The organism is Kaistella polysaccharea (genome assembly GCF_020410745.1).
Taxonomy (GTDB): Bacteria; Bacteroidota; Bacteroidia; order Flavobacteriales; family Weeksellaceae; genus Kaistella; species Kaistella polysaccharea.
Genome location: NZ_CP084528.1, coordinates 160,902 through 183,172, shown reverse-complemented (window position 1 = coordinate 183,172; position 22,271 = coordinate 160,902). Strand labels below are relative to the sequence as shown.

At 36.2% G+C, this 22,271-nt stretch carries 18 protein-coding genes; 7 read left to right on the top strand and 11 right to left on the bottom strand.

Annotated features, from left to right (window positions below; genetic code table 11):
- Positions 1–33 precede the first annotated feature (33 nt).
- The 7 genes from purF to LC814_RS00760 all read right to left on the bottom strand — a co-directional run bounded on the left by purF (position 34) and on the right by LC814_RS00760 (position 9,898).
- Entirely contained in the window at positions 34–1,521 is a 1,488-nt protein-coding gene (purF, locus tag LC814_RS00790) for an amidophosphoribosyltransferase (RefSeq protein ID WP_226064451.1), read from the bottom strand.
- A 47-nt stretch (positions 1,522–1,568) separates the two neighbouring features.
- On the bottom strand, positions 1,569–2,288 hold the full coding sequence (gene purC, locus LC814_RS00785; RefSeq protein ID WP_226064450.1) for a phosphoribosylaminoimidazolesuccinocarboxamide synthase: 720 nt from the start codon (positions 2,286–2,288) through the stop codon (positions 1,569–1,571).
- A gap of 27 nt (positions 2,289–2,315) precedes the next feature.
- Positions 2,316–3,017 (bottom strand): DUF3307 domain-containing protein, encoded by a 702-nt coding sequence (locus LC814_RS00780; protein ID WP_226064449.1) that lies wholly within the window; start codon positions 3,015–3,017, stop codon positions 2,316–2,318.
- The gene (locus LC814_RS00775) at positions 3,018–3,623 is read right to left on the bottom strand and encodes a SatD family protein (RefSeq protein ID WP_193813265.1); all 606 of its coding nucleotides are present in this window, start codon (positions 3,621–3,623) and stop codon (positions 3,018–3,020) included. It abuts the gene before it with no gap.
- A gap of 167 nt (positions 3,624–3,790) precedes the next feature.
- Positions 3,791–7,480 (bottom strand): phosphoribosylformylglycinamidine synthase, encoded by a 3,690-nt coding sequence (locus LC814_RS00770; protein WP_226064448.1) that lies wholly within the window; start codon positions 7,478–7,480, stop codon positions 3,791–3,793.
- A 126-nt stretch (positions 7,481–7,606) separates the two neighbouring features.
- Positions 7,607–9,034, bottom strand: a complete 1,428-nt coding sequence (gene purB / locus LC814_RS00765; protein WP_226064447.1) for an adenylosuccinate lyase — start codon at positions 9,032–9,034, stop codon at positions 7,607–7,609.
- A 57-nt stretch (positions 9,035–9,091) separates the two neighbouring features.
- Positions 9,092–9,898, bottom strand: coding sequence for an SDR family oxidoreductase (locus tag LC814_RS00760; RefSeq protein WP_226064446.1), 807 nt, complete (start codon positions 9,896–9,898; stop codon positions 9,092–9,094).
- Between the two features lie 129 nt (positions 9,899–10,027).
- On the opposite strand from LC814_RS00760, the gene LC814_RS00755 reads away from it, so the two are divergent.
- Entirely contained in the window at positions 10,028–11,389 is a 1,362-nt protein-coding gene (locus LC814_RS00755; protein ID WP_226064445.1) for an aldehyde dehydrogenase, read from the top strand.
- A gap of 38 nt (positions 11,390–11,427) precedes the next feature.
- On the opposite strand, the gene LC814_RS00750 is transcribed toward LC814_RS00755, so the two are convergent.
- Positions 11,428–12,015 (bottom strand): thioredoxin family protein, encoded by a 588-nt coding sequence (locus LC814_RS00750; protein ID WP_226064444.1) that lies wholly within the window; start codon positions 12,013–12,015, stop codon positions 11,428–11,430.
- Positions 12,016–12,098: 83 nt separating this feature from the next.
- Here LC814_RS00750 and LC814_RS00745 point away from each other — a divergent pair, with 83 nt between their 5' ends.
- From LC814_RS00745 to LC814_RS00720, 6 genes are read left to right on the top strand one after another with little or no spacing between them, the layout of a single operon-like run.
- Positions 12,099–12,980: a lysophospholipid acyltransferase family protein gene (locus LC814_RS00745; protein WP_226064443.1), complete on the top strand. Its 882-nt coding sequence runs from the start codon at positions 12,099–12,101 to the stop codon at positions 12,978–12,980.
- A gap of 24 nt (positions 12,981–13,004) precedes the next feature.
- Positions 13,005–13,967: a glycosyltransferase family 2 protein gene (locus tag LC814_RS00740; protein WP_226064442.1), complete on the top strand. Its 963-nt coding sequence runs from the start codon at positions 13,005–13,007 to the stop codon at positions 13,965–13,967.
- Positions 13,968–14,023: 56 nt separating this feature from the next.
- A complete protein-coding gene (locus LC814_RS00735; protein ID WP_226064441.1) occupies positions 14,024–14,884 on the top strand; it encodes an alpha/beta hydrolase in 861 nt (286 codons plus the stop codon).
- Between the two features lie 44 nt (positions 14,885–14,928).
- The gene (locus LC814_RS00730) at positions 14,929–16,221 is read left to right on the top strand and encodes a hemolysin family protein (RefSeq protein WP_226064440.1); all 1,293 of its coding nucleotides are present in this window, start codon (positions 14,929–14,931) and stop codon (positions 16,219–16,221) included.
- On the top strand, positions 16,221–16,988 hold the full coding sequence (locus LC814_RS00725; RefSeq protein ID WP_226064439.1) for an alpha/beta hydrolase: 768 nt from the start codon (positions 16,221–16,223) through the stop codon (positions 16,986–16,988). The genes LC814_RS00730 and LC814_RS00725 overlap by 1 nt, the downstream gene beginning before the upstream one ends.
- Positions 16,989–17,045: 57 nt before the next feature.
- Positions 17,046–17,603, top strand: a complete 558-nt coding sequence (locus LC814_RS00720; protein ID WP_226064438.1) for a 3'-5' exonuclease — start codon at positions 17,046–17,048, stop codon at positions 17,601–17,603.
- Between the two features lie 21 nt (positions 17,604–17,624).
- Here the strand turns inward: LC814_RS00720 and apaG are convergent, their stop codons facing one another.
- The 3 genes from apaG to LC814_RS00705 form a co-directional block, all read right to left on the bottom strand.
- A complete protein-coding gene (gene apaG / locus LC814_RS00715; RefSeq protein WP_226064437.1) occupies positions 17,625–18,011 on the bottom strand; it encodes a Co2+/Mg2+ efflux facilitator ApaG/CorD in 387 nt (128 codons plus the stop codon).
- Between the two features lie 83 nt (positions 18,012–18,094).
- Positions 18,095–19,348 carry a 2-oxoglutarate dehydrogenase complex dihydrolipoyllysine-residue succinyltransferase gene (odhB, locus tag LC814_RS00710; RefSeq protein ID WP_226064436.1) on the bottom strand — a complete coding sequence of 418 codons (1,254 nt, stop codon included), beginning with the start codon at positions 19,346–19,348 and terminating at the stop codon, positions 18,095–18,097.
- A gap of 58 nt (positions 19,349–19,406) precedes the next feature.
- Positions 19,407–22,214: a 2-oxoglutarate dehydrogenase E1 component gene (locus LC814_RS00705; RefSeq protein ID WP_226064435.1), complete on the bottom strand. Its 2,808-nt coding sequence runs from the start codon at positions 22,212–22,214 to the stop codon at positions 19,407–19,409.
- Between the last annotated feature and the right edge of the window lie 57 nt (positions 22,215–22,271).

Sequence of the window (22,271 nt, the reverse complement as noted above, 5' to 3'; positions counted from 1 at the left end):
TAAAAGGTTGGGAATTTTTTCCCAACCTTTTTTTTATTCAAACAAATCTCTATCGTCACCTTTCGGAACCGGATATTCTTCCGTGAAGCAACCAAAACAGTGATTAGAACTGCCAAGAATAACTTTAAGATTATCCATACTTAGGAATTCAAGCGTATCAACACCCAAATATTTTCGAAGTTCTTCTACGCTCATATTTGCTGAAATTAAATCGTCCTTCGATGGTGTATCAATTCCCAAATAACACGGCGCGATGATTGGCGGAGATACACTACGGAAATGGATTTCCTTCACGCCCGCCTCTTTTAATATTTTCACCAAACGTTTTGAAGTGGTACCACGAACGATAGAATCATCAATAATCACGACGCGCTTTCCTTTAATTTCCGAAACAATAGGATTGAGTTTAAGATTTACAATACGTTCCCGCATTTCCTGTGTAGGAACGATAAAGCTTCGGCCGATATATCTGTTCTTAATCAAAACTGGCCGAAAAGGAATTCCAGATGCAATAGAAAAACCGATTGCTGCAGGCACGCCAGAATCTGGTACGCCGATTACAATGTCAGCTTCAACCGGCGCCTGTTCCCAGATTTTCGCTCCAGATTTTTCTCGAATTTCGTGAACATTTATTCCTTCCATGATAGAATCCGGGCGCGCAAAATAGATGTATTCAAAAGCGCAAATTCTTTTTTCGCAGTTTTCTTTTACCAAAAAGCTATGTAAACCCGTTTCATTTTCATTGGTGTAGACAATTTCTCCGGGCAAAATGTCCCGAACATATTGTGCTCCTACGGCATCCAAAGCAACAGATTCCGAAGCAACAACATAGGTTTTCTCATCGATTGCTCCCAAAACAAGAGGACGAATTCCATGAAAATCACGAAATGCGAAAAATTTATTACGGGTCATTCCTACAACAGAATACGCACCTTCGATTTTTTCCATGGTCGTTTTAATGGCGCCGCGTAAACCTAAATCCAGATTTTTTTGAATCAATCTTAAAATAACTTCGGAGTCAGAAGTTGCTTTAAAAACGACGCCTTCAGCTTCTAATTCCCTTTTTAACTGTTTAGCATTGGTTAAATTTCCATTATGTGCAATCGATAGAATAATCTGATCGTATTCGTTTTTGGCAAAAAATGGCTGGAAATTATATTTTTTCTTGTCTCCTGCGGTGGTATATCTCGTGTGTCCGATTGCAGAATTTCCCATAAAGGTTTCTGGCTCCCGAATTTCTTTGTACACATCCAGCACCAAACCTTCATCTTTGATGTTGAAAATCTTACCGTGATTCATTACTGAAATTCCACAAGCTTCCTGACCACGATGCTGCAAAGCAAAAAGACCAAACTGGGAGAGTGAAAATGTATCCAAATCATTATCAGAATAAAGTCCGAAAATGCCACATTCTTCCTGCGGTGCATCGAAGGGATCGTCTTTTTTTAGAATGTTGCGCTCGTAAACATTATCTTTAAAATGGTTTAAATAATCTTCTCTGTGTTGATTTAAATCTTTCATTTTTATCCTCACCCCAACCCTCTCCAACGGAAAGGGAGTAAGGTTTTTTATTTGTTTAAAACTTTTTTTAACCGTTCATAAATTTCTACATATGCTTCGGTAACTTCACCTAAATCTCGTCTGAATCGGTCTTTATCGAGTTTTTTCATGGTGTCTTTGTCCCAAAGTCTGCAGGTATCAGGGGAAATCTCATCCGCCAAAATTATTTTGCCGTTTGAATCTTTACCCAGTTCAATTTTAAAATCCACCAATATGATATTCATTTCATCAAAAAGTTCAATTAAGATATCATTAATATCTGAGGTCAATTCATACATTGCATCAAGTTCTTCATAAGTCGCTGCACCTAGAAAAACTGCGTGATGATCATTGATGAGTGGATCTCCAAGATCATCTCTCTTATAACAAATATCAAAGATTGTAACGGGAGATTTTATTCCTTCAGCCACACCCAGGCGTTGCGCCATGCTTCCTGCGGAATAGTTTCGAACAACCATTTCTAAAGGAATAATACGCACTTTTTTAACGAGCTGTTCTCTTTCATCTATTTTCTTGATGAAATGGGTTGGAATACCTTTTTTGTTCAGATATTCAAAAATCAATGTTGTAATCGCATTGTTCATTTCACCTTTGAGGTCTACATTACCTCTTTTCTGTGCATTGAAAGCGGTTGCATCATCTTTAAAACGGACAATCACTTCATTTGGATTATCGGTTTCAAAAACCTGCTTTGCTTTTCCTTCATAAAGCATTGCTCCTTTTGTCATTTTTAATTTTTTATTAAATTTTACTTTCTATATTTTAACTAAAATTCCTGTTAGAACCGCGATTCCAAAACTTAGCAAAGTTCCTATCAAGACATATTCTGTCAGCTTTCTCTGTTTTGCTTCGGCTAAATCGCTAAACCGAAAAACTGATTTTGCGGCAATCATAAATCCCACGCCTTCCCAATGATTCACGAGGATAAAGATGAAAACTAAAAGTCTTTCAAGAATTCCAATGTATTTTCCCGCATTGACTAGGGATTCTGTCTGTATTTTACTGTGTTCTACCGTAACGGGCGTCCAGATTGAGATTACCGTTTTTATTAGAATGGAAGATGGAACCGTGAGAAAAACCAAAGCGGTGATGAGTTGCAGCGTTCTGTGATTAAATAAATCTTCCCATCTGAAAAAAGGAAAATAGATAATTGACATCACTCCGATTACTAAAAGATGTGCGATTTGATCAATAAAAAACCAGGTTCTTTTCGTCTTAGCAGTTTGAAATTGAAGTTTTGCCCAATCAATTAAAAAATGGGTAACACCTATTATTAAAGCAATCCACCACAAATTACGATCCCATAAAAATACAAAAGCGAGAATGGTGTGTAAAAGAATATGAATATATAAATAGATACTTCCGCCCTTTTTCTTCTCTTTATCAGCCACCCAGGAATTAGGCTGAAGAATAAAATCTCCTAATAAATGTGCCAATATGAGAGGAATAAAAATCATTTATAATTCTGATATTTTTTTTCTGAAAAACTGATCGGTTTCGTGTATCAAGTCGAAGTTTGCTCTCTTAAGCCGTTGACTTACTGATGATTGTGTGATATTCAATTCTTTTGCAAGGTCGTCCTGCGTTAATTCTGAATTGCATAATAACTGATGAATTATTTCTGCGGTTGCAACGGTCCAGTTATCAAAATCAATGGAAGCCCATTTGAAAAGGATATTCAGATCTCTGTTTACTTTTTCATTTTCCGTTTGTATGGCCAATGTTCTTCCCTGAGATTTGATGTCGGTCAATAATCTTCCTGAATTCACGTAAGCAGAACCGTTTGATTCGGTAATTTTTTCAGATTGAAAAACTTCATTTCCAATCCCGATGGCAAGACGAACGTCCAAATTTTCAAAACTTCTTATGAGCGATTTTAAAAGAAGTGCTCTGTGGAACACCTGATCTACACTGCATTTTAATTGAAACTCATCGCCTCGGTATACTTCCCAATTTTGGGGGGTTGTTGACCACGTTCCCATTAAATCTTTCAATTTTGGAAGCCATGTTTCAACATCAGATTTTTGAGAATTAATAATATCTCCAGTGATAATCGCAATCATGTTGCAAATATAAGCAATAATACTTATAAATTAAAAATATAAGGCAAACACCTTATAATGTTTTGTTAAAATTTAAACTAAAATATAAGTCATTTTACTAATATTTGCTCAATATAAGCGAAATGACTTATAATTAAATCTTTTGTTTCTTTAAATTATAATTGATATTATTTAAAATACTCAACTCCGTTTTTAAAGATATTATGATAATTCGCTGTTGGAATATTCTTCATCAACCCTTCGGCATATCTTTCCGGATGGCCCATTCTTCCAAATATTTTTCCAGATTTTGAAGTGATTCCTTCAATTCCGAACAGTGAGTTATTTGGATTGAACGGCATTCCGTGTGCAATGTTTCCATCATGATCGATATATTGCGTTGCAATCTGACCGTTTTCGTACAATTCCTGAATCAACTTTTCCGAAGCCATAAAACGTCCTTCACCGTGTGAAATTGGAATTGTGAAGACCTGATCTTTCATTCCTTTTAACCAAGGTGAATCGTCATTGATGACTTTCACATCAACCATTTGAGAAATATGGCGTCCAATTGCGTTATGTGCTAAAGTCGGCGAATCTGCATTTAAATCCCGAATCTCACCATAAGGCAACAATCCAGATTTTACCAAGGCCTGGAAACCGTTACAAATTCCGAGTATCATTCCGTCCCGTTCCAATAGTTGATGAACTGCATTTTTCATCTTCTCGTTTTTCAAAACATTGACGATGAATTTCGCAGAACCATCGGGTTCATCTCCGGCAGAAAAACCACCCGATAAAACTAAAATTTGAGACTGATTAATTTCCGAAATCCAGGCATCTAAACTTTCATTTAAAAGTTGATGATTGAGATTAATTAGTGGCAATCCTGAAACTTCAGCACCTTCTTTTCTAAAGGCATTCTGAGTTTCATATTCACAATTTGTTCCCGGAAAAACCGGTGCAAAAACTTTCGGTCTTGCCAATTGATGTTTTAAAATATGAATCGTTCTCGGCTGAATTGAATTCAATTTTGAATCAATTTCAACAACCATTTTATGTTTTTCTTTCGTCGCAAAAAGTTCTTCGAAAGTTCCTTTCCATACTTCAAGTAATTTTTCAATATTAAATTCAAAACTTCTGATTTTCAGTTTATTAAAATTTGAGACTTCACCAATAACTTGAAGTAAATCATTTTCTAAATCCTCTGAACTTTCTATGATTAAACTTCCAATATTCTTTGTTAATAGTAAATCTTCATCTACTTTAATTTCTGCTCCAAGATGATTACCAAAACTCATTTTCGCAAGAGCAACTGCAATTCCACCCTCTTTAATCGTCTTCACTGAAACAATCTTTTTCGACTTGATATTTTCAAATATAAATTCGAAAATCTGTTTCAAATCTCCATAATTCGGCATTCCATTTTCTTGAGAAATATAGTTAAATAAGTATAGTTTATTTCCGGCTTTTTTGAACTCCGGTGAAATGATATGTTTCTTTTCTCCGTTCGCACAAGCAAAAGAAATCAAGGTCGGTGGAACGTGAATATCCTGGAAACTTCCACTCATGGAATCCTTACCACCAATCGCAGCCAATTCGAAATTCATCTGCGCATCATACGCTCCAAGCAAAGAAGCCAACGGTTTCCCCCACTTCTCCGGCTGATTTCCTAACTTCTCAAAATACTCTTGGAAACTCAAACGGATGTTTTTATAATCACCGCCCATGGCAACAATCTTAGCCACACTTTCAACTACGGCATTAGCAGCGCCAACCAAAGAGTTTTGAGACGATATATCAGCATCAAATCCCCAACTTGCCAAAGAAACCGTTTCGATGTTTTTAGCATTTAAAATTGGCAAGGTTTGAACACTTCCTTCCATTTCAGTTAACTGATGTTTTCCGCCAAATGGCATTGCTACTGAGGTTCCGCCTACAGATGCATCGAACATTTCTGCCAAACCTTTTTGGGAAGCAACATTTTTATCAGAAAGTATTTTGAAGAAACTCTCTTCATTAAACTTTATAATCTCATTTTCAATTGGTTGCAAGTGTGAAACTTCAGCATGCTGGGTTTTCGCACGACCATTCGTATCTAAAAACGCTCGGCTTAAATCAACGATTTTATTTCCCTGCCAGAACATTTGCATTCTGCCCGAATCGGTTACTTTCGCAACTTCTACGGCTTTTATATTTTCCTTTTCACAGAATGTGATGAATTTTTCTTTGTCTTTCGCTTCAATAACAACTGCCATTCTTTCCTGTGATTCAGAAATTGCCAGTTCAGTTCCATTCAAGCCTTCATATTTTAAAGGCAAGATGTCTAGGTTAATTTCCAGTGAATCAGCAATTTCGCCAATTGCAACCGAAACTCCGCCCGCACCAAAATCGTTTGATTTTTTAATTAAAGTCGTTACTTCCGGATTTCTAAAGAGTCTTTGAATTTTACGTTCTTCCACTGCATTTCCTTTCTGAACTTCGGTTGACAACGTGTGAATCGAGGTTTCATCCTGCACTTTCGAACTTCCACTTGCACCGCCTACTCCATCTCTACCAGTTGCGCCACCTAATAAAATGACGAGATCACCATTTTGAGGTTGCTCTCTTTTCACCCAATCTTTTTTAACGGCTCCAACGACAAAACCAACTTCCATTCGTTTTGCTTTGTAGCCATCGTGGTAAATTTCATTGACTGAAGTTGTGGCTAAACCAATTTGATTTCCATAAGATGAATAACCATTTGCGGCTTGCTTCGTAATTGTTCTTTGTGGAAGTTTACCTGCTAATGTTTCAGAAATAGGCTCTAAAACATTTGCCGCTCCGGACAAACGCATCGCCTGATAGACGAAAGCACGACCAGACAAAGGATCACGAATTGCACCGCCTAAACAAGTTGAGGCACCACCGAAAGGTTCAATTTCGGTTGGGTGATTATGGGTTTCATTTTTAAATAACAAGTACCATGGTTCTTTCTTACCGTCGAATTCTGCTTCTATCTCAATCGTACAGGCATTTATTTCATCTGAAACCACAAGGTTTTCCAGTTTACCAGTCTTATGAAAATATCTTGCACAAACCGTCGCCAAATCCATCAAAGAAACTGGTTTCGATTCTCGGCCCAAGAATTTTCTCTTGTCTAAATAATCATTAAATATCGTTTCTAAAGTTGATTTAAAAGAATCATTAAACTGAATATCAGTCAATTCAGTTTCAAAAGTGGTATGTCGGCAATGGTCGCTCCAATAAGTATCCAGAACTTTAAGTTCTGTTTCGGTTGGATTTCTGTTTTCAGTTTTAAAATAATTTTGAATAAATTCTAAATCATCAATATCTAAAGCAAAACCATGGTTGTCGTAAAACGCTTTTAATTCTTCAGTAGAAAAATCAGTGAAACCTTCATGAATAATAACCGGATCAGGCGTTTCTTCCGCTGGGATTTCTAACTTCGATAAATCTTTAACCTGAGATTCAACTTTATTAATTAAATGATTTTTAATGACTTCTACATCAGATTCAGAAACTCCGAATAATTCGATGAGTTTTCCACTTCTTACTTTACCGTTCTCATTTTCAGTCAATAACGCAATACACTGTTGTGCTGAATCTGCACGCTGATCGTATTGTCCCGGTAAATATTCGGTCGCGAAATGAGTGCTTTTTGCCGGATTCTCTTCATGCAAAATATCGGTCACCGGATCTACGAAAGTACTGTTGATGACTTTTGAAAATTCATCATCATTAACACCGAAAACATCGTACACATTATAAACTTTTACATCTTTAATGGTCGGAACGATATTTTTTATTTCATCAAAAACTTTGGGACTTTCAACATCGAAAATTCCTTTTTTTTCTACGAAGATTCTTTTTTTCATTTTTAATTTTTATAAATAGGATTTTATCCTATTCTTTAGTAAAGCGTCCCGCTGGGACTTTGTCAATATGAAATTATTGGGAAAAATCACTAAAAAAAATGCAGCCAAAAAGACTGCATTAAAAATTTAAACTTTAAGGTCGGCTTTTAACCCGATTAAGTCGGCATACTTTTGCAGAATTGGATTTACCTCATTTTCGATAAACTCTTCAGTTTGAATTGGCGCGAATCCAATGAAGTTTTTTGGGTCGAGGACTTCTCTTAATTTAGATTTATCCATTTTCATTGAAGTGTCGTTCATGATCCTAGCGATCAAATCATTTTCTTTGCCTTCTTCTTTTACCTTTTTACTCGCTTCCATAGAATGAATGCGGATGGTCTCATGAATTTCCTGACGGTCACCGCCAGATTTCACTTCTTCCATAATGATATATTCGGTCGCCATAAATGGAAGTTCATCCATAATATGCTTCTGAATTCTATTTTCGTAAACCACGATTCCGTTCATGATATTATTCCAAATTAATAGAATTGCATCGACGGCTAGAAAAGATTGTGGAATAGTTAATCTTTTATTAGCAGAATCATCCAAAGTTCTTTCAAACCATTGTGTAGAAGCCACCATTGCGGAACTTGTAGACAATGACATCACGAATTTTGCCAAGGCTCCGATTCTTTCTGAACGCATTGGATTTCGTTTGTAAGCCATCGCAGATGAACCAATCTGATTTTTCTCGAAAGGTTCTTCAATTTCTTTTAAATTCTGTAAAAGTCTTAAGTCATTTGAAAATTTATGAGCAGACTGTGCAATATTAGAAAGCAATGCAACGACTTTCGCATCAATTTTACGATCGTAAGTTTGTCCGGAAACACCAAAGACTTTATCAAAACCAAAACGTTTTGAAAGTTCTTTATCCAAATGTTTTACTTTCGTATAATCACCATCAAATAACTCTAAAAAACTTGCGGCAGTTCCGGTTGTTCCTTTCACGCCTCTAAATCTCAAAGTTTGAATGAAAAATTCTAATTCTTCAAAATCTAAAACCAAAGACTGCAACCATAAAGTGGCCCGTTTTCCAACAGTTGTTAATTGTGCAGGTTGATAATGCGTAAAACCTAAAGTTGGCAAATCATTGTATTGAAGAGCGAAATCAGCCAGATTTTTCATCACATTGACCAATTGTTTTCTGATCAACAGAAGACCGTCGCGCATTTGAATCAAGTCGGTATTATCGCCAACAAAAGCCGAAGTGGCTCCAAGATGAATGATTCCTTTTGCCAAAGGAGCAGCGTCGCCATACGTGTGAACATGCGCCATCACGTCGTGACGGAATTTTTTTTCATACTCTGCTGCTTTATCGTAATCTATTTCTTCCGAATTTTCTTTCAACTGTGCAATTTGCTCGTCAGAAATATCAAGACCTAAATCTTTTTCAATTTCGGCTAAGGCAATCCACAACTTTCGCCAGTTTCGAAACTTATTATTGGGAGAGAAATTATAAAGCATTTCCTCACTTGAATAGCGTTCTTCAAGAGGATTTTTGTAGGAATTCATTCTTTCTTTTTACTTTTTACTTGCACAAATTTAAGGAAAAATTCCGAGCCTTAAAATTTATTTCCGGCCAGTAAACTCCTTCATGGTGTCATATATTCCGAATACATTTTCCATTACCCAATCAAAAGCAGGGATTGGCAAAATACCTTGCGAAAAACGGATAAACCAATATGGGAGCGGCATTGCCAACATTTTTGTTTCCTTTTCGATAGCGGAAATAATTCTTTCTGACGATTTTTCAGGTTCTAAAATTGGCAAAACTTTAGATTTCACACCATCAAACATTCCTGTGTTAATGAAGAAAGGCATTATGGTCGTGACCGAAATATTTTTCTTTAATTGGGCCATTTCCAAACGTACACTATCACCCCAACCAATTGCGGCCCATTTTGAAGAAGCATATACCGACATTTTAGGATTTGAAATTAAACCCGCAGAAGAGGCGATGTTGCAAATCGCACCAGAATTTTTCGCAATCATTCCTGGAAGAAATTCCAAAGTCGTATGCATTAAAGCATTTGCATTAATCGCCATACTTTTTTGAATCTGCTCATGCGTATGCTCGTGAAAATATTTGCCCACTACAATTCCGGCATTATTGATAAGGATATCAACAGAACCAACGTCAGTTCTAACACGTTGTGCATTAACTTTAATATCATCTAAACTTGAAAGATCAATTTTATAAGTAAAAATTTCACCACCTAATTTTGAAAATTCTTCTTTAGTCTGAGTCAAACCTTCTTCATTGATATCCCAAATGATTAATTTAGAGCAACCTCGTTCCAGAGATTTACGACTCATAATTTTTCCAATTCCAGAACAACCTCCCGTAACGAGTACAATTTTATTTTTAAAATCCATTTTGTAAAGATGTCAATTATTTTTAAGTTAAATTTGTTTGGATTAAAACTTACAAGACAATTTAGCAGATAACCTGCAAGTTTCGTAATGTAATGCATATTATACCCACCAATTTAATAACTAAAAGTAATGATTTTTAAAGAAATATTAGAAGAACAGAAGGAATTTTTTAATAGCCAGAAAACGAAAAGTTTGAAATTTCGAAAAATGTATCTGGAAAAACTCAAAGATTTATTAGTGAAAAATGAAGGATTGTTGTACGACGCGATTTATGCCGATTTTGGAAAATCGAAATTCGATACTTTAACAACCGAGATTTCATTCGTGATAAAAGATATTGACTATTTTTTGAATAATGTAACATCTTTATCAAAACCGAAAAGTGTAAGAACAAATCTTGCCAACCAATTTGGATCCAGTAAAGTTTATCCTGAACCGCTGGGCTGTACTTTGGTTATTGGAGCATGGAATTACCCATACCAACTTTCACTTTCGCCGATGGTTGGGGCTTTGGCTGCTGGCAATACCTGTATTTTAAAGCCAAGTGAAATTGCTGAAAATTCAATGAAAGCCATGGCAAAAATCATCAATGAAAACTTTCCGAAAGAATATTTATTTGTAGCTGAAGGAGGTGTAGAAGAAACGACAGAAATATTAAAACTAAAATTCGACAAGATATTTTTTACAGGAAGTCCGCGAGTTGGCCAAATTGTGTACGAAGCTGCAGCGAAACATTTGACACCAGTAACTCTGGAATTGGGAGGAAAAAGTCCTGCAATTGTTACTTCTTCTGCTGATTTTGAAGTTGCCGCCAAGAGAATTGTGTGGGGAAAATTTTTAAACGCGGGGCAAACTTGTGTCGCCCCAGATTATATTTTGGTGGATGAAAAAGTAAAAGACAGCTTTTTGGATTCGCTAAAATCGTACATCGAAAAATTTAATTATCAACCGGATTCAGAACATTATACTCAAATAATTAATGATAAAAATTTTGAGCGTTTAGTGAAATTAATCAATCAGGAAAAGATTTTCATGGGTGGAAAAACTGATGCTGCCAAGAGATATATTGAACCTACAATCCTGCAAAATGTAACGTGGGATGATGCGGTCATGCAGGAAGAAATTTTCGGTCCTATTTTACCCGTATTGACTTTTAAAAGTTTTAATGAAGCTTTGCGACAAATCGCGGCGTATGAAAAACCACTTTCTGCTTATTTATTTACTGATAAATCGGAAGAAAAAGAGGAATTTATATCCAAAATATCTTTCGGTGGTGGTTGTATCAATGATGTGGTGATGCATCTGAGTAATGATTATTTACCCTTCGGAGGTGTAGGAAATTCTGGAATCGGAAACTACCACGGTAAATATGGATTCGAGGCATTTTCCCATAAGAAAGCAGTTTTAGATCGTGCAACATGGGGAGAACCCGATTTAAAATATCCGCCCTATACCGAAAAAAAACTAACCTGGATCAAAAAACTTTTGTAAAAAAAAGAGTCTCGCCATTTGACGAGACTTTTTTTATTTTAAGATTTTGGCGCCCAATCGGCGAAAAATGCTTTTACCTTTTCTAAGCTGTAGCCTTTCCCATCTTCAAGTACCGCACTGTCTTGGGTATGAATCATTTTGCCATTTTGATCAAGAACTACAAAAACCGGATATCCAAATTTTTCACCTGGATTATCATACTTTGCAAATACTTTTTCATTTTTATTTTCTGGCGAATAATTTAAATGATAGTAGATATAATTTTTGTCAACGATTTGTTTTAGTTCTGGCGTGGTCTGCACGTAATTATTAAATCTTAAACACCAGATGCACCAGTTTCCACCAGCCTGAATCATCACATTTTTATTTTCAACCTTTGCTTGTTTTACGAGTTCCGCAATTTTAGCTTCTGCATCCTCTTTATCATTATAAGGTTTCGGAAGTTTTGCAATTTCCGCTGCTGCTGCTTTCTTCTTCGCTTCCTTCATCGCAAGACTATCAACAGGTGCTGCAGTAGAATCAACTGAAGTTTCAGTTACAGAAACATTTTCATTTTTTTGAGAGCACGAAACTCCAGAAATTAAAAGTCCTGAAATTAAAAGACTACATAAAGTTTGTTTTATCATGAGTAAAGGATTTATTAATCTTTGCAAAATAACGAAATTTGACTGAAGCATAAACTTAATTATCATTAAATTTGCATTAAACTATGAAGTTTCTATTCCAAATAATTTTACTATTTTCCAGATTGCCGCTGCGCATCTTGTACGGTTTTTCAGATGTAATATTTCTTTTCAGCTATCATATCATAGGTTATCGAAGGAAAGTAGTTCTGGAAAATCTTCAAAATTCCTTCCCTACAAAGACGGCAGAAGAAATAAAAAAAATTGAGAAAAAATTTTATATCAACTTCTGTGATTACATAGTAGAAACTTTTAGATCTTTCACCATTTCTTCCACAGAACTTCGTGTACGCGTACAGCATCTAAATCAAGATGTTTTTCATGAAGCAAAGCAAGAAAACAAAAATGTAATCTTACTTGCGGGCCATATTTTTAACTGGGAATGGTACAATACTCTCGCAATGTTAGTCCCGCAAAAAAACAGCTTTCCCGTATACCGTAAAGTGCAGAACGGTTTCTGGGAAGATCGAATTAAAGGGCTTAGAAACCGATTCGGAAACAATGCCTTAGAAGCCAAAGAAGTTATCAGACATATTTTCCGAAACCCCAATGATGGAAATTCAATTTACATGTTCGTTGCCGATCAGACTCCACATGTTTCCGAAGTGACGTATGGCCTGAACTTTCTGAACCAAAAAACACCCGCTTTTGTTGGTTACGACAAGCTTTCCACAAGAATGGATTTAGCATTTGTATTCTGCGAAATGAAAAAAGTGAAGCGCGGCTACTATCAAATAAATTATCATCGAATTAATCCTGAAAAAGAGAAATTTGTGGAGCATGAAGTGGTGAAAAAATTCTATCAGTTACTGGAAAATACGATTCAAAAAAGACCTGACAATTATCTTTGGTCTCACCGCCGCTGGAAATATCAGCACGCAATTAAAGTAATGGAAAGTAAAATCTGATTTTCAGAATTAAAATTTTAAAAATTGAATTTAGCAATTGTCATTTTAAACTGGAATGGGAGGTCTTGGTTAGAAAAATTTCTTCCCAATGTTATTCAGTACTCCAAAGGTGCAGATTTATTCGTAATCGATAATAATTCTACAGACGATTCAGTCTCTTTTCTGCAGCATAATTTTCCGACAGTCAAAATTATTATCAATGAAAATAACCGCGGTTTTGCGGGAGGATATAATGAAGGTTTAAAGAAAATTGACCACGAATTCTACTGTCTCCTCAATTCTGATGTTGAAGTAACCGAAAACTGGCTACAACCTGTCTTAGAATTATTTAGGAAAGATGACCGCATCGCTGCAATTCAGCCAAAAATTTTAGATTATAACAAACGTAATTATTTCGAGTTTGCGGGCGCAGCAGGCGGAATGATTGATAATTTGGGATTTCCTTTTTGTAGAGGACGTGTTTTTGAAAACATAGAAGATGACCACGGTCAATACGATGATGAAAGTGAAATTTTCTGGGCTTCTGGGTGTTGTTTTTTTATAAGATCAAAAGATTTTTGGGCTCAAAATGGTTTCGATGAACGGTTCTTTGCTCATCAGGAAGAAATTGATTTGTGTTGGCGATTAAAGAATTCTGGTAAAAAAATATTTTATACAGGAAAATCAAGTGTATTTCACGTTGGTGGTGGAACGCTAAATAAACAAAGCCCCCAAAAAACATTTCTCAATATTCGCAACAATCTATCGATGCTTTTGAAAAATCTACCATTTCCGAAAGTGATTTGGCTTATTTTTTTCCGATTTATATTAGACGGTTTTGCAGGATTTTATTTTGGTTTTAAAGATGGATTTCCGCATTTCTGGGCGGTGATCCGAGCGCACTTTTCTTTTTATGGTCAAGTTCCCCAAACATTAAAACTTCGTCAGAAAAATCAGATCACCGACTTTTATCAGGCGAAATGGTTAGTCTTTAAAAATTTCCTATAAATTTATTTTCATTATTTATCCCATTTAATACTAGAAAATTTATCTACATTTATGTAATGTTAAAAGTAGATTTCTATCTTGTAGGCACCATCATTCTGGTGATCATTCTGGTCATTGGGTTACTGATCTATTTTTTTCAGCACCGCTTTTTTTTTCAGCCTGAAAAACTTCCACCTGATTTCAAATTTGCCTACGATCATTTAAAAGCTGACGAAAAGTTCGTAGAACCAGAACCTGGCGCAAAAATCAGTTATCTTCATTTTCAGGTTGATGAGCCGAAAGGTGTAGTTATTTACCTGAAAGGAAATACAAAAAGTATAAAAGGTTGGGGAAAATTTGCCATTGATTTCACCAGACTTGGTTACGAAGTGATTATGATGGATTATCGTGGGTTTGGGAAAAGTACCGGTAAACGCACAGTAGAAGCCATGAAACGTGATTCTCAGTTTATATATGACATTGCCAAAGAAGAATTTAGCGAAAATAAAATCGTTCTGTACGGTCGATCTTTAGGTTCGGGTTTTGCCGCGAGACTGGCCTCGAAAAACAATCCGCGTTTATTAATTCTAACTTCACCACTTTATTCCCTGTTGCGCACTATTCATCGATATTTACCTTTTATGCCCGCTAAACCTTTTCTGCGCTACAATATTCCTACTTTTCAATATCTGAAAAACGTTCGGTGTCCAATTAAAATCATTCACGGCAGCGATGACCGACTGGTTCCCATTAACACCGCCATTGATCTTTCAGAAATTAATCCAAAACTTTCGCGCTTGTACGTCATTTTGCGCGCCGGACATATCAATATCCATCAGTTTGAAGAATATCATCGTGTGATGGAAGAAATTTTCGATGAACGTAAAGTTTTTATTGATGCTGAAAAAACAAGCTTGGGCTATTCTCATCGCAAATAAAGATAAATTCAAAAAAATTATCTTTGCATTAATTAAAGAATTTAATGGAATTACTCATCATCATTTTACTCATCCTACTTAACGGAGTGTTTGCAATGTCGGAAATGTCCCTCGTTTCCTCTCGAAAATTTAAACTGGAAAGTGCAGAAAGAAAAGGCAGTGCTGGCGCAAAGAAAGCATTAGAATTATCCGAAAAACCGACCAAATTTTTGTCGACTGTTCAAATCGGTATTACCTTAATCGGTATTTTGCTAGGAATGTATTCCGGAGATACTCTTACTAATGATTTTAAAGGATTTTTGGACCAGTTTGCCGCTATAGAACCTTATTCGAAAACAGTAGCTACGGTTGGAATAGTCATATTTATCACCTACTTATCCATTTTATTGGGGGAATTATTACCGAAGAGAATTGCAATGACTTTTCCGGAGAGAATTATTACAATACTCTCAAAACCCATGGATATTTTATCGAAAGTTACATCACCTTTTGTTTTATTACTGACTACCTCTAATAATGTATTGCTGAAATTATTAGGAATTGATAGTAAATCTGATAGTATTGTTACGGAAGAAGAAATAAAATCTATCGTACGCGAAAGTGCAATGGAAGGGCAAATTGACCAAATTGAACACAGTATTGTGGAAAGGGTTTTTGAACTCGGTGACCGCAAAATCAATACGCTAATGACGCACAGAACTGCAATCACATATTTCAATATCGAAGAGGATTTAAACAGTATTTTAGAAAAAATAAAAACTGAAAAACATAATGTATATCCTGTTACCAAAGGAAATAATTTAGATGATATTATCGGCGTCGTGATGATGAAAGATATCTTTCCTATTGAAGATACGGTGAATTTTAATTTAAAAGAACTTTTGCGCCAACCCGTTTATCTGAATGAAAATTACTACGCGTACAAAGTATTAGAAATATTTAAAAAAGAAAAAAATCACCACGGTATCGTTATCGATGAATATGGAAATACTTTGGGAATTGCAACAATGCACGATGTACTCGATGCCTTGGTAGGAAATACAGCTACAAACGAAAATTTTGATTACCGAATAGTTCAGAAAACCGAAAACACCTGGGTCGCTGATGCACAGTTTCCTATCGTTGAATTCATCAAGTATTTTAAGCTCGACTACGAGTTTGATAACAAAGATAATTACACCACACTCGTCGGATTTTTTCTTAGCGAACACGGCGGCTCTACCGAAATCGGGAGTACAATAAAGATTGAAGATCTCGATTTAGAGATTATTAGCAAAGACAGGCAACGTGTTTCTCAAATTTTAATTTCCAGAAATACTCCACCATCTAGAACTTAATGGGAAAACTACTTCAATATTTTCAGGAAAAAGTCGTCTTTTTACCCGTACTTTTGCCCACAGATCACACATTTGATTTTGAGCAGGATTTTGAAGAATATTTGTGGGATACCCCATTTGACGGAAAAATTAATGTACTTCATTTCAAAATTAAAAAACCAAAGGGAGTTATTTTATATTTCCATGGTAATGCTGATAATTTACATCGGTGGGGAAAAATAGCCAATGAATATACCCAATTTGAATATGATGTTTTGGTCATGGATTACAGAGGTTATGGTAAAAGTTCTGGCCCAAGAAATGAGGAATTTCTCTATTCTGATGCGCAATATTTCTACAATTTTGCAAAAGAAAAATATGGGGAAGAAAACACGGTAGTCTACGGAAGAAGTCTTGGCGGTTCCTTTGCTGTGAAAGTAGCAGGTGACAACAATCCAAAAGCAGTACTACTCGAAGCGACTTTCTATAATTTACAGGATATTGTAAACCGATGGCTGCCCAAAAAAGTAACCGATCGCGTCGCACCTACTATGACTTATCACTTTTTATCAAATGAAAATATCAGGAATATTTCTGTTCCGCTCTATCATTTTCACGGCACGAAAGACACTGTAGTTCCTCTAAAATCTGGTAAAAAGCTGTTCGACCTATTTAAAAAGTCTAGGCCAGAAATTACAAAAAAGTTTATTGAAATTGATGGCGGAACTCACGATGATTTAGTAAATTACCCAGAGTTTTTGAAAGAACTGGGCGAAATACTCCGTTAAAAAACCTTTCCAAATATTTCTAATAATCTCTATTCCAAACAAATCTCTTTTCCAGTTATGATTGATTTCTGCGCCATTGACTTTGAAACCGCTACACATGAAAGAAATTCCGCATGCGAAATGGGAATATGCATTGTCGAAAATGGCGAAATCGTCTCCACCAAAACCTGGCTTATCAAGCCGCCAAGTTTCCCCTACTTTCATCCCAGAAATATTGATGTTCATGGGATCAGACCTGAAGAAGTGAAAGATGCGCCGACATTTCAAGATATTTGGCATGAAGCTGAGGATTTAATGTATGGAAATTTGATGATCGCGCACAACGCTGGCTTTGATGCGGGAGTTTTGAGAAGTTGTCTTGATTACTACGGGTTTTATAAACCGAAACTTAATTACCTATGCAGCATATCGTTAGCAAAAAAATCCTGGAAAAATCTTCCGAAATATGGACTGAAAAGTTTGGCAGAGCATCACCATTTAAAATTTAATCACCACCGAGCAGGTGATGATGCAGAAGTTTGCGCAAAAATTTCATTGCTGGCTTTTAACCAATTGATGCTTACGAGAAATGATGAAGTACAAGATGTGATGAAAAAGAACCTAAAAGTTTTATAGTCCTTGATAATGATAAAATGTTTAATTCGTTAGAACATCGGCGACAAGACCAAATTTCGGAACTTCAATTTCCATCTCTTCGTTATTCACTAGATTTTTACAATAATAAATTCCACTCATATTTCCCACTCCTGAACGTAACATGACATTTGAAAAATAGGTAAAATCTTCGCCAGGCAAGATTTCGGGCGTTAAACCAATTACTCCTTCACCAGCTACTTCAGTAAATCCAAAACCTAAGTCATAGATCAACCACTTTCTTCTCAAGAGTTGTATGGGCTCTTTTCCGAGATTTTCAATGGTAATATTATACCGAAATACAAAACGGTTTTCAGAGGGAAAACTGTTCTTTATATCGTACACGGGGAAAACGGAGACCTTGATGTCAAAAGATATAGTTGAAAACATGGCTAAAATTTAAAAATAGTAGATACAAAAATCCCGCCTTTATAGACGGGATTTATATATTTAGAAAAAATATTTATTTTCTCTTAAAGTTCAAGACCTTTTTTCTCGTCTCCGTCCATTAAAAACTCCACTGGATTATCGATCGCTTCTTTAACGGCAACAAGGAATCCTACTGATTCTTTACCGTCAATAATTCGGTGATCATAAGAGAGAGCAACATACATCATTGGGCGAATAACTACTTGACCATCAATTGCCATAGGTCTTTGAAGAATATTGTGCATTCCTAAAATCGCAGACTGTGGCGGATTGATAATTGGTGTAGACATCATAGAACCGAAAGTTCCACCATTTGTTAATGTAAAGGTACCACCCGTCATTTCATCAATAGTGATTTTCCCGTCTCTTACTTTTTCCGCTAAGCTTTTGATATTACTTTCTATTCCGCGGAACGACATTGTTTCTGCATTTCTCAATACAGGAACCATTAATCCTTTAGGACCAGAAACTGCAATTGAAATATCGCAGAAATCATAATTTATTTTGAAATCTCCGTCAATCGATGCATTAACGTCTGGATACATTTGTAAAGCTCTCGTAACCGCTTTTGTAAAGAAGGACATAAATCCTAAACCAACGCCATGTTTCTGAGCGAATTCTTCTTTATATTGTTTTCTGATTCGGAAGATCTCCGACATGTCAACTTCGTTAAAAGTGGTGAGCATTGCCGTTTCATTTTTAACAGTAACTAATCTCGCAGCTACTTTTCTTCTTAAAACAGAAAGTTTGGTCGTGCTACTCCCTCTAGATCCAGAAGTAGAATTTGCTGATCCCATTGCTGGTACAGCTGCTGTTGCAGCGTCTTGTTTCGTAATTCGGCCGTCTTTACCAGAACCAGTTACCTGATCAGCTTGTACGCCTTTTTCATCTAATATCTTCTTTGCCGCTGGCGAAGGAGTTCCTGTCGCATAATTTGCTGCAGGTCTTTGTTCAGCTTTTGGAGCTTCTGCTTTCGGAGCTTCCTGTTTAGGTGATTCTTTCGCTGGCTCGGCAGTTTTTTCTTCAGATTTAGCAGATGTTGAATCCTCAGGTTTCGTTCCTTCGCGATCGATTAAACAAACGACTTGACCAACTGCTACAACTTCACCTTCTTCTGCTTTAAGGGTAATAATACCGCTTTCTTCCGCGGGTAATTCAAGCGTAGCTTTATCAGAATCTACTTCTGCGATGGGTTGATCTTTCTCTACATAATCGCCGTCTTTTACTAACCACGTCGCGATTTCAACTTCTGTGATGGATTCTCCCGGTGATGGGACTTTCATTTCTAATATTGACATCGGATATCTTTTTTATTTAGTTTATTTTAAATGATTTATTGAAGTAATTTTAAGCCAATTATGCGGTTACAGGTCTTTTTACGGGCGCATCTTTTCTATCGAAAACTCTGTTAATAACATCGTTCTGATTTCTTTCAAACATTTTATGACTTCCCGGGGCAGGTGTACCACTTTGAACAGGCGCAATAACATCGATTCCTGTCTTGCGGAAATTTCTCAAAATATAACTCCAAGCACCCATATTTTCCGGTTCTTCCTGAACCCAAAGCAATTGCTTTCTATTGCTGTATTTATTCAGAATTTCTTCAATCTGATCATTTTGCAAAGGATACAATTGTTCAAATCGTACCAACGCAATATTTTCGCAGTTAAGTTCTTCTTTCTTGGCTAATAATTCATAATAAATTTTACCGGAACAAAGTACTAATTTATCAACTTTAGCTGCTTCTACCGTATGATCATCAATGATCGGCTGGAAGTGTCCATTTGCAAGATCTTCAATTGTCGAGATTACTTTTGGATGACGCAATAAAGATTTTGGAGTCATTACGACTAATGGTTTTCTAAAATTCCATTTCATTTGTCTTCTTAGTAAATGGAAATAGTTAGCTGGCGTTGTCGCATTTGCAACCACCATATTATCATTTGCACAAAGCGTTAAAAATCGCTCTAAACGTGCGGAAGAGTGCTCAGCACCTTGTCCTTCAAAACCATGTGGCAAGAGCATTACCAGACCTGACTGAATTTTCCACTTTTCTTCTGCAGCAACTAAATATTGATCAATAATAATTTGCGCTCCATTCATAAAATCTCCAAACTGTGCCTCCCAAATTGTCAAGGTATTTGGTGATGCCATGGCGTACCCATAATCAAAGCCTAAAACTCCATACTCAGAAAGGTGAGAATTGTAGATATCGAATCTATTCTCGGAGATGTGACGAAGCGGAATATATTCTTCTTCTGAATCTTCCGTTTTAATCAAAGCATGCCGGTGCGAGAATGTTCCTCTTTCAACATCTTCTCCGGAAATCCTTACATTGTTTCCTTCTGTTAATAATGTTGCATAAGCCAACCATTCTGCCAGCGCCCAATCGAGATTGTCAGCATCAATTGCTTTTAATCTATTTTCGAAAAGACGGGTGATTTTACTGATGAATTTTTTATCGGTAGGTAAGGTTGACATTCTAATTGCCAGCTCCTTCAATTTTGCTGGATCAAATTTAGTATCAACTTTTTCGAGCATTGCACCTTTTGGCGACATCGGCAACTGTTTCCAATCATCAGCCATGAAAAGATCCATTGTATTTTTTTCAATCTCTTTAGAAGCGTCGTAATTGGAATCTAATAACTTTTTAAAGTCAGACTCCATCTTCGTCAAAATTTCTTTAGAAACAATTCCTTCACTTATTAATTGTTCTTTATATATTTCGCGAGGATTGGGATGCTTCGAAATTAATTTGTATAAATTAGGTTGGGTAAAACGAGGCTCATCGCCTTCGTTATGACCATATTTACGGTAACCCAAAAGGTCAATATAAACATCTTTCCCAAACTGCGCTCGGAAATCGGCGGCAAATCTGATGGAATGCACTACAGCTTCTACATCGTCTGCATTAACATGCATCACAGGTGATTCAGTAACTTTAGCAATATCCGTACAGTAATTTGAAGATCTGGCATCCAGATAATTGGTTGTAAAAGAAACCTGATTATTAACAACAATATGCACTGTTCCTCCGGTTTGGTAACCTTCCAAAGTCATCATTTGTGCTACTTCATATACAATTCCCTGTCCGGCTATTGCGCCATCACCATGGATTATAATTGGAAGCACTTTTTTGAAATCTTTGTACTTATCATCTACTTTCGCACGGCAAATCCCTTCAACTAAAGCAGAAACTGTTTCTAAATGTGATGGATTCGGTGTTAAGTTAATTGAAACCTCTTCGCCATTTGCAGTCTTAATCTTTTTCGATGATCCTAAATGATATTTTACATCTCCAGAAAATACATCTTCCTCAAATTCTTTTCCTTCAAATTCAGAAAATATTTGTTTGTAAGATTTCCCAAAGATATTCGTGAGTACATTTAACCGACCTCTATGCGCCATTCCCAAAACTACCTCATCAACACCTAATTGTGATGATCTGGTAATTAACTGGTCTAAAGCTGGGATAAGAGATTCACCACCTTCAAGAGAGAATCTTTTTTGCCCTACAAATTTCGTATGGAGGTAATTTTCAAAAGCGACAGCTTGATTCAGTTTTTCAAGAATTTCAGTCTTTTCATCAGCGTTAAGCTTCGGATGATTCTTATTAACCTGAAGCCACTCTCTGATGAAAGTTCGCTCAGCAACATTATTGATGTGCATATATTCCACACCGATGGATTCACAGTAAATCTGATCCAAATGATCAATAATTTCCTGGAGTGTAGCTGCCATTGCAAGGCCTGTCTCTTTTGCAGAATTAAATTTTTTCCCTAAATCAGCTTTTGACAAGCCAAAATTTTCGATATCCAAAGAAGGCTCGTAATGTCTTCTTTCACGAACAGGATTGGTATGTGTAAACAAGTGACCACGGTGGCGGTACGCTTCTATTAAATTTAAAACTTTAAATTCTTTCTCAATATCATCAGGAATTTGCCCGTTTGCAGCAGCTTGATTTGCGAACTGAACGGGAGCTGATCCTGATTTCTCGCCAGAACTATTGATTAAATCCTCACCGTACCCTTCAAGGGCAAAATCAAACCCTTGGAAAAATGCTTTCCAGGAAGGCTCGAGCGAATCGGGATATTTTAAATATTGTTGATATAAATCTTCTATTAACTGCGAGTGCACAGCGTTTAGGAATGAAAATTTGTCCATTATTTACAGATTAACTGTTGATTTTTATTTAAACACCAAATTTAACAAAAATAAGTG

What these genes read in the sequence shown, in the direction of transcription:
- LC814_RS00750 (WP_226064444.1), bottom strand. Translation starts at nt 12,015, where the DNA reads ATGATAAAACAAACTTTATGTAGTCTTTTAATTTCAGGACTTTTAATT.
- apaG (WP_226064437.1), bottom strand. Translation starts at nt 18,011, where the DNA reads ATGTTTTCAACTATATCTTTTGACATCAAGGTCTCCGTTTTCCCCGTG.
- LC814_RS00725 (WP_226064439.1), top strand. Translation starts at nt 16,221, where the DNA reads ATGGGAAAACTACTTCAATATTTTCAGGAAAAAGTCGTCTTTTTACCC.
- LC814_RS00775 (WP_193813265.1), bottom strand. Translation starts at nt 3,623, where the DNA reads ATGATTGCGATTATCACTGGAGATATTATTAATTCTCAAAAATCTGAT.
- LC814_RS00705 (WP_226064435.1), bottom strand. Translation starts at nt 22,214, where the DNA reads ATGGACAAATTTTCATTCCTAAACGCTGTGCACTCGCAGTTAATAGAA.
- purB (WP_226064447.1), bottom strand. Translation starts at nt 9,034, where the DNA reads ATGAATTCCTACAAAAATCCTCTTGAAGAACGCTATTCAAGTGAGGAA.
- purC (WP_226064450.1), bottom strand. Translation starts at nt 2,288, where the DNA reads ATGACAAAAGGAGCAATGCTTTATGAAGGAAAAGCAAAGCAGGTTTTT.
- LC814_RS00720 (WP_226064438.1), top strand. Translation starts at nt 17,046, where the DNA reads ATGATTGATTTCTGCGCCATTGACTTTGAAACCGCTACACATGAAAGA.
- LC814_RS00760 (WP_226064446.1), bottom strand. Translation starts at nt 9,898, where the DNA reads ATGGATTTTAAAAATAAAATTGTACTCGTTACGGGAGGTTGTTCTGGA.
- LC814_RS00730 (WP_226064440.1), top strand. Translation starts at nt 14,929, where the DNA reads ATGGAATTACTCATCATCATTTTACTCATCCTACTTAACGGAGTGTTT.
- LC814_RS00745 (WP_226064443.1), top strand. Translation starts at nt 12,099, where the DNA reads ATGAAGTTTCTATTCCAAATAATTTTACTATTTTCCAGATTGCCGCTG.
- LC814_RS00735 (WP_226064441.1), top strand. Translation starts at nt 14,024, where the DNA reads ATGTTAAAAGTAGATTTCTATCTTGTAGGCACCATCATTCTGGTGATC.
- LC814_RS00780 (WP_226064449.1), bottom strand. Translation starts at nt 3,017, where the DNA reads ATGATTTTTATTCCTCTCATATTGGCACATTTATTAGGAGATTTTATT.
- LC814_RS00755 (WP_226064445.1), top strand. Translation starts at nt 10,028, where the DNA reads ATGATTTTTAAAGAAATATTAGAAGAACAGAAGGAATTTTTTAATAGC.
- LC814_RS00770 (WP_226064448.1), bottom strand. Translation starts at nt 7,480, where the DNA reads ATGAAAAAAAGAATCTTCGTAGAAAAAAAAGGAATTTTCGATGTTGAA.
- purF (WP_226064451.1), bottom strand. Translation starts at nt 1,521, where the DNA reads ATGAAAGATTTAAATCAACACAGAGAAGATTATTTAAACCATTTTAAA.
- odhB (WP_226064436.1), bottom strand. Translation starts at nt 19,348, where the DNA reads ATGTCAATATTAGAAATGAAAGTCCCATCACCGGGAGAATCCATCACA.